We start from the raw sequence: 5,351 nt of genomic DNA, 5'->3' as shown, positions 1-5,351 counted from the left end.
GACGGTTTCATAGGCTCCCACCTGGTGGAAGCTCTGGTTCAACGGGGCTGTCGGGTCCGGGCACTCGCCCTTTACAATTCCTTCAATCACTGGGGCTGGCTGGACGGTCTTGCCTGCGGTGAGCGTATCGAAGTGGTCTGCGGTGACGTGCGCGATCCCCATTTCTGCCGGGAGATCAGCAAAGACATCGAGGTGGTTTTCCACCTGGCCGCCCTGATTGCCATCCCTTATTCCTATGTCGCTCCCGCCAGTTACGTGGACACCAATGTCACCGGCACCCTGAATATCTGCCAGGCCGCCATGGAAAACGGCTGCCAGCGCGTACTCCACACCAGCACCAGCGAAGTTTACGGCACGGCACGCTACGTTCCCATCGATGAAGCGCACCCGCTGCAGCCCCAATCGCCCTACAGCGCCAGCAAAATCGGGGCGGATGCCCTGGCCATGAGTTTTTTCAACAGCTTCGGTCTGCCGGTGACGACCGTGCGGCCGTTCAATACCTACGGACCAAGACAATCGGCGCGTGCCGTCATCCCCACCATCATTTCGCAGATCGCCGCCGGCAAGGCATCGATCCGGCTCGGTGATCTGAGGCCGACGCGGGATTTCAATTATGTCGCCGATACCTGCGCCGGGTTCCTGGCTCTCGCCGAATGCGACGCGGCCGTGGGGAAAACGGTAAATATCGGCTCCAACCGTGAGATATCCATCGGCGATCTGTTCGGCCTGATCCGGGAACTGATGGGCCGTGAGGTCGCGCTGGAATGCGACGCGCAGCGATTGCGTCCCGGGCAGTCCGAGGTTTTTCGCCTGTGGTGCGATAACGGACTGATCAGGAAACTGACCGGTTTCGAACCGCGGCACACATTGAGAGAAGGGCTTCGCCGGACCATCGACTGGTTCACGGACCCCGCCAACCTGGCTCGCTACAAAACGGAAATCTACAATGTTTGAGGACATTATCGGCTTTATCCGCGACCAGTATCCGGGGGTTGAAACCATCCCCCTGCATGCCCCGGTTTTTCCGGGCAGGGAAAAGGCCTATCTGGAGGAGTGTATCGACAGCACCTACGTTTCCAGCGTCGGTCCTTTTGTCGAAGCCTTTGAAAAAGCGCTGGCGGATTTTGTCGGCAGCCGTCATGCGGTGGCCGTGGTCAATGGCACCCAGGCCCTGTTCGTCGCCCTGAAGCTGGCCGGTGTCGAAGGGGGCTGCGACGTTCTGACCCAGTCCCTGACCTTTGTAGCTACGGCAAATGCCATCCGCTACGCCGGGGCACAGCCGGTTTTCATCGACGTGGACGAGGATACGCTCGGTTTGTCGCCCCGGGCGTTAGAGGCCTTTCTGCAATCCCACGCCGTGATCAGTGCCGGTCGTCTGCTGAACCGCACGAGTGGCCGACCCCTGGCTGCCTGCCTGCCCATGCACACCCTTGGCCACCCTTGCCGCATCGACGAGATCTCCCGCATTTGCACAGAGTGGGGGGTGCCGCTGGTCGAGGATGCCGCCGAGAGCCTGGGCAGTTTTTATCTGGATCGCCATACCGGCACCTTCGGTCGGCTCGGGGTGTTCAGCTTCAATGGCAACAAGATCGTCACGACCGGCGGCGGTGGCATCATCGTGACGGATGACGAGGCGCTGGCGCGACGTGCCAGACACCTCACGACCACCGCCAAGGTACCGCATCCGTGGGAATTTCTGCACGACGAACTGGGCTACAATTTTCGGATGCCGAACCTCAATGCCGCCCTCGGTCTGGCGCAAATGGAAAGCCTGCCTCGCTTTCTCGGCCATAAGAGGGCATTGGCCGGGCGTTATGCCGGTTTTTTTGAAGGCACGGGCTGGCGGTTTGTCCAACAGCCTGCGGCGGGCATGTCAAACTATTGGCTGAATGCGCTCCTTCTGGATGACGAACCGCAGCGCGACGCCTTTCTGAGAACCACCAACGAGGCAAAAGTAATGACCCGCTGCCTGTGGCGGCCCATGCATATGCTGGATCTGTACCGTCATTGTCAAACAGGCGCCCTGCCTGTGACCGAAAGTCTGTACCGCCGGCTGGTCAACCTTCCCAGCGGTGTTTTTCTGTGAACAGAATGGATATCATTCTCGTCGGAGGCGGCGGGCACTGCCGGTCGGTCATCGATATCCTCGAAGCTTCGGGCGCTTACCGCATTTTCGGTGTGCTCGATCTTCCCGCAAAAGGGGGCACCGGGATACTCGGTTACCCCGTGATTGGCTGCGATGACGACATACCCCGCCTGATAAGGGAAGGGCAGTTCCGGTTTCTGATAACGCTGGGCCAGATCAAAAGCCCCGCGCGGCGGATTGCCCTGTTCCAGATTATCAAGGACCATGGCGGGTGTCTTCCCAGCATCGTGTCGCCGCTTGCCCGCGTCAGCCGGCATGCCGTTGTCGGCGAGGGCACCATCGTTATGCACGGCGCGCTGATCAATGCGGGGGCGAGAGTCGGCTGCAACTGCATCGTCAACAGCCGGGCCCTGGTCGAACACGACGTATCGGTTGGTGACCATTGCCATTTGTCCACCGCCTGCGTGGTCAACGGCGCGGTGCAAATCGGCGAGGGGACCTTTGTCGGCAGCGGCGCCGTGGCTAGGGAAAACCTCGAAATCGGATCCGGCTGTATCATCGGGGCTGGCGCACTGGTGCGGAAGTCCCTGCCGCCCAACAGCATTTATATCGGTGGCGGGAATGGTCGCTAAAAAGGAAATATCCATGCAGAAACCTGTATTTATTATTGCCGAGGCGGGCGTCAACCACGACGGTTGCCTCGACCGTGCCAGAATGCTGGTGGATGTTGCCGCACAGGCGGGTGCCGATGCGGTGAAGTTTCAGACCTTCCGCGCCGAAACCCTGGTGTCCCGCAGTGCCCCCAAGGCCGATTACCAGCAGCAGACCACCGGGTCGAGCGAATCACAGTACGACATGCTGCGCCGGCTGGAATTGTCGATGGAGGACCATCGGGCGCTTATCGCACATTGCCGGCAGGCAGGCATCCGTTTTCTGTCCTCGCCTTTCGATCTGGCCAGCATCGATCTGCTTTGCGATCTGGGGCTCGACGTCTTTAAAATTCCCTCCGGTGAAATCACCAATCTGCCTTACCTGCGCCGCATCGGCAGCCTGGCTAAAGACGTCATTCTCTCCACCGGCATGGCCGATATGGATGAAATTTCGGCCGCGTTGCGCGTGCTGACCGACGCCGGCACTCCGAAGGACCGGATCACCGTTTTGCACTGCAACACCGAGTATCCGACGCCCATGGGTGATGTCAACCTGCGGGCCATGCGCAGCATCGGCGCGGCCTTCGGGGTGCGGGTGGGTTATTCGGATCATACCGAAGGGATCGAAGTGCCGATCGCCGCCGTAGCGTTGGGAGCCGCGGTCATCGAAAAACATTTCACCCTGGATCGCCGCCTGCCTGGCCCGGATCACCGCGCCTCCCTTGAGCCGGTTGAGCTGCACGCCATGGTGTCCGCCATCCGCAATATCGAAGTGGCGCTGGGCGACGCTCAAAAGCGGCCGTCGCTTTCCGAATCCAGAAACCTTGTCGCGGTGCGGAAGTCTATCGTCGCGGCGAAAAACATCCGTAGCGGTGAAATTTTTACCGAGGACAACCTGGCCGTCAAACGTCCCGCCGGTGGTCTCGATCCCATGTGCTGGGACGAGGTGATCGGCAGGTGTGCGTTGCGCCAGTTTGTCAGCGGAGAGCCGATCGAATGGTAGAACTCCCGGCCTTTTCTTTCTTTTTCCGGGATTTGTTCCTGTAATTCGAAAAAAGGAACCCCATGCAAAAAAAAGTCTGTGTCTTTACCGGCACCAGAGCTGAATACGGTCTGTTGCGTCCGCTGATGGAGCGGATCCGTCGTGATCGCAAGATGCGTTTGCAAACCCTTGTGACCGGCATGCATCTTTCCCCGGAGTTCGGATTAACCCGTCGTGAAATTGAAGAGGACGGGTTTTTTATCGACGAGGCGGTTGAAATCCTGCTCAGTTCAAATACCGCGATCGGGGTGTGCAAATCCGTCGGGATGGGAATGTTCGGGTTTGGCGAAGCTCTGCAGCGGCTTGGCTCCGATTGCCTGGTGGTTCTCGGAGATCGTTTTGAAGCGTTGACGGTTGCCATGGCGGCCCAGATACTCGGCATACCCATTGTTCATATTCATGGGGGCGAAGTAACCGAGGGCGCCATGGATGATGCCTTTCGTCATGCAATCAGCAAGATGAGCCTGTTGCACTTTGTCGCGGCCGAGGAATATCGGCGACGTGTAATTCAATTGGGGGAAAACCCGGCGTCTGTTTACAATGTTGGCGCGCTGGGGGTGGAAAACATCCAAAAGCTTAAATTCCTGGCGCGCGAGGAATTGGAAAAACGTTTTGGTTTTTCCTTCGGTGAAAGAAATCTTCTGATAACTTTCCATCCGGTCACTCTGGAGCCGGGGACCGCGGTCATGCAATTTGGAAATCTCCTGGCGGCCCTTGACCAGATGCCACCTGCGCAGACGATTTTCACCAAGGCAAATGCCGATGCCGACGGTCGCATTGTCAACCGGATGATCGATGACTATGTAGCGACCCACCCTGGTCGGGCTGCGGCATTTCCCTCCATGGGGCAATCCGGTTATCTGAGCACCATGCGGCAGGTCGATGCCGTGGTCGGAAACAGCAGCAGCGGCATCATCGAGGCGCCCAGTTTCGGGGTGCCCAGTGTCAACATCGGGGCCCGCCAGCAGGGGCGTATCAGGGCGGCCAGTGTCATTGATTGCGACCCTGCGGTGGAAGATATCGTCGCGGCTTTGAAAAAAGCCTGTACGAATACATTTAAGAAAATGGCGGCAACGGTCGATAATCCTTATGAGGGACAAAACACCTCCCTGAGGATCAAGGAAATCATCAAGGAAACGGATTTTTCCGGAATCCGCAAGAGCTTTTATGACATTCCGGTCGACATCTTGGAGCAGCGCCATGAGAAGTGCCAGGAAGGTAACGGTAAGCCCCCGGGCCACCATTCGTGAAGTGCTTGAAACCATCGATCAGGCGGCCATGCAGATCGCCCTGGTCGTCGAAGAGGATCGGCTGGTCGGCACCATCACCGACGGCGATCTGAGACGGGCGTTTCTGCGTGGCAAGAGCCTGGATGACTTTATTGACGACATATACAATGTTTCACCGGTAAAAGGTTATCTCAGCCAACCCAAGGAGGATCTGCTGCAGATGGCGCTCGCCGCGGGTGTCAAGCAGGTGCCCATGGTTGACGATCAGGGGCTGCTGGTCGGCGTCGAAGTGATCGACGAATACCTGCGTATCAGCGAAAAACCCAATACGGTGGTCGTTATGG

At 58.5% G+C, this 5,351-nt stretch carries 6 protein-coding genes; all 6 read left to right on the top strand.

Going from position 1 to position 5,351, the window contains the following annotated elements; genetic code table 11:
* Nucleotides 1–954: NAD-dependent 4,6-dehydratase LegB (locus tag AB7E65_RS10945; protein ID WP_428745898.1), on the top strand; the 954-nt coding region annotated here is incomplete at its 5' end.
* Entirely contained in the window at nt 947–2,086 is a 1,140-nt protein-coding gene (locus AB7E65_RS10940) for a LegC family aminotransferase (RefSeq protein ID WP_428745897.1), read from the top strand. The genes AB7E65_RS10945 and AB7E65_RS10940, both read left to right, overlap by 8 nt.
* Before the next feature lie 5 nt (nt 2,087–2,091).
* Nucleotides 2,092–2,718, top strand: a complete 627-nt coding sequence (locus AB7E65_RS10935) for an acetyltransferase (protein ID WP_072287964.1) — start codon at nt 2,092–2,094, stop codon at nt 2,716–2,718.
* A gap of 13 nt (nt 2,719–2,731) precedes the next feature.
* Nucleotides 2,732–3,739, top strand: coding sequence for an N-acetylneuraminate synthase (gene neuB, locus AB7E65_RS10930; protein WP_428745896.1), 1,008 nt, complete (start codon nt 2,732–2,734; stop codon nt 3,737–3,739).
* Nucleotides 3,740–3,801: 62 nt separating this feature from the next.
* Nucleotides 3,802–5,028 carry a UDP-N-acetylglucosamine 2-epimerase gene (neuC, locus tag AB7E65_RS10925; protein WP_072285604.1) on the top strand — a complete coding sequence of 409 codons (1,227 nt, stop codon included), beginning with the start codon at nt 3,802–3,804 and terminating at the stop codon, nt 5,026–5,028.
* The coding region (locus AB7E65_RS10920; RefSeq protein WP_428745895.1) for a CBS domain-containing protein at nt 4,979–5,351 on the top strand (373 nt) is incomplete at its 3' end. The genes neuC and AB7E65_RS10920, both read left to right, overlap by 50 nt.

This window comes from Syntrophotalea sp., from assembly GCF_050253115.1.
GTDB lineage: Bacteria > Desulfobacterota > Desulfuromonadia > Desulfuromonadales > Syntrophotaleaceae > Syntrophotalea > Syntrophotalea acetylenica.
This window is presented reverse-complemented; position numbering and strand designations above follow the sequence as displayed.

Coding starts and splice junctions, on each gene's coding strand:
- neuB (WP_428745896.1), top strand. CDS start 2,732: ATGCAGAAACCTGTATTTATTATTGCCGAGGCGGGCGTCAACCACGAC.
- AB7E65_RS10935 (WP_072287964.1), top strand. CDS start 2,092: ATGGATATCATTCTCGTCGGAGGCGGCGGGCACTGCCGGTCGGTCATC.
- neuC (WP_072285604.1), top strand. CDS start 3,802: ATGCAAAAAAAAGTCTGTGTCTTTACCGGCACCAGAGCTGAATACGGT.
- AB7E65_RS10940 (WP_428745897.1), top strand. CDS start 947: ATGTTTGAGGACATTATCGGCTTTATCCGCGACCAGTATCCGGGGGTT.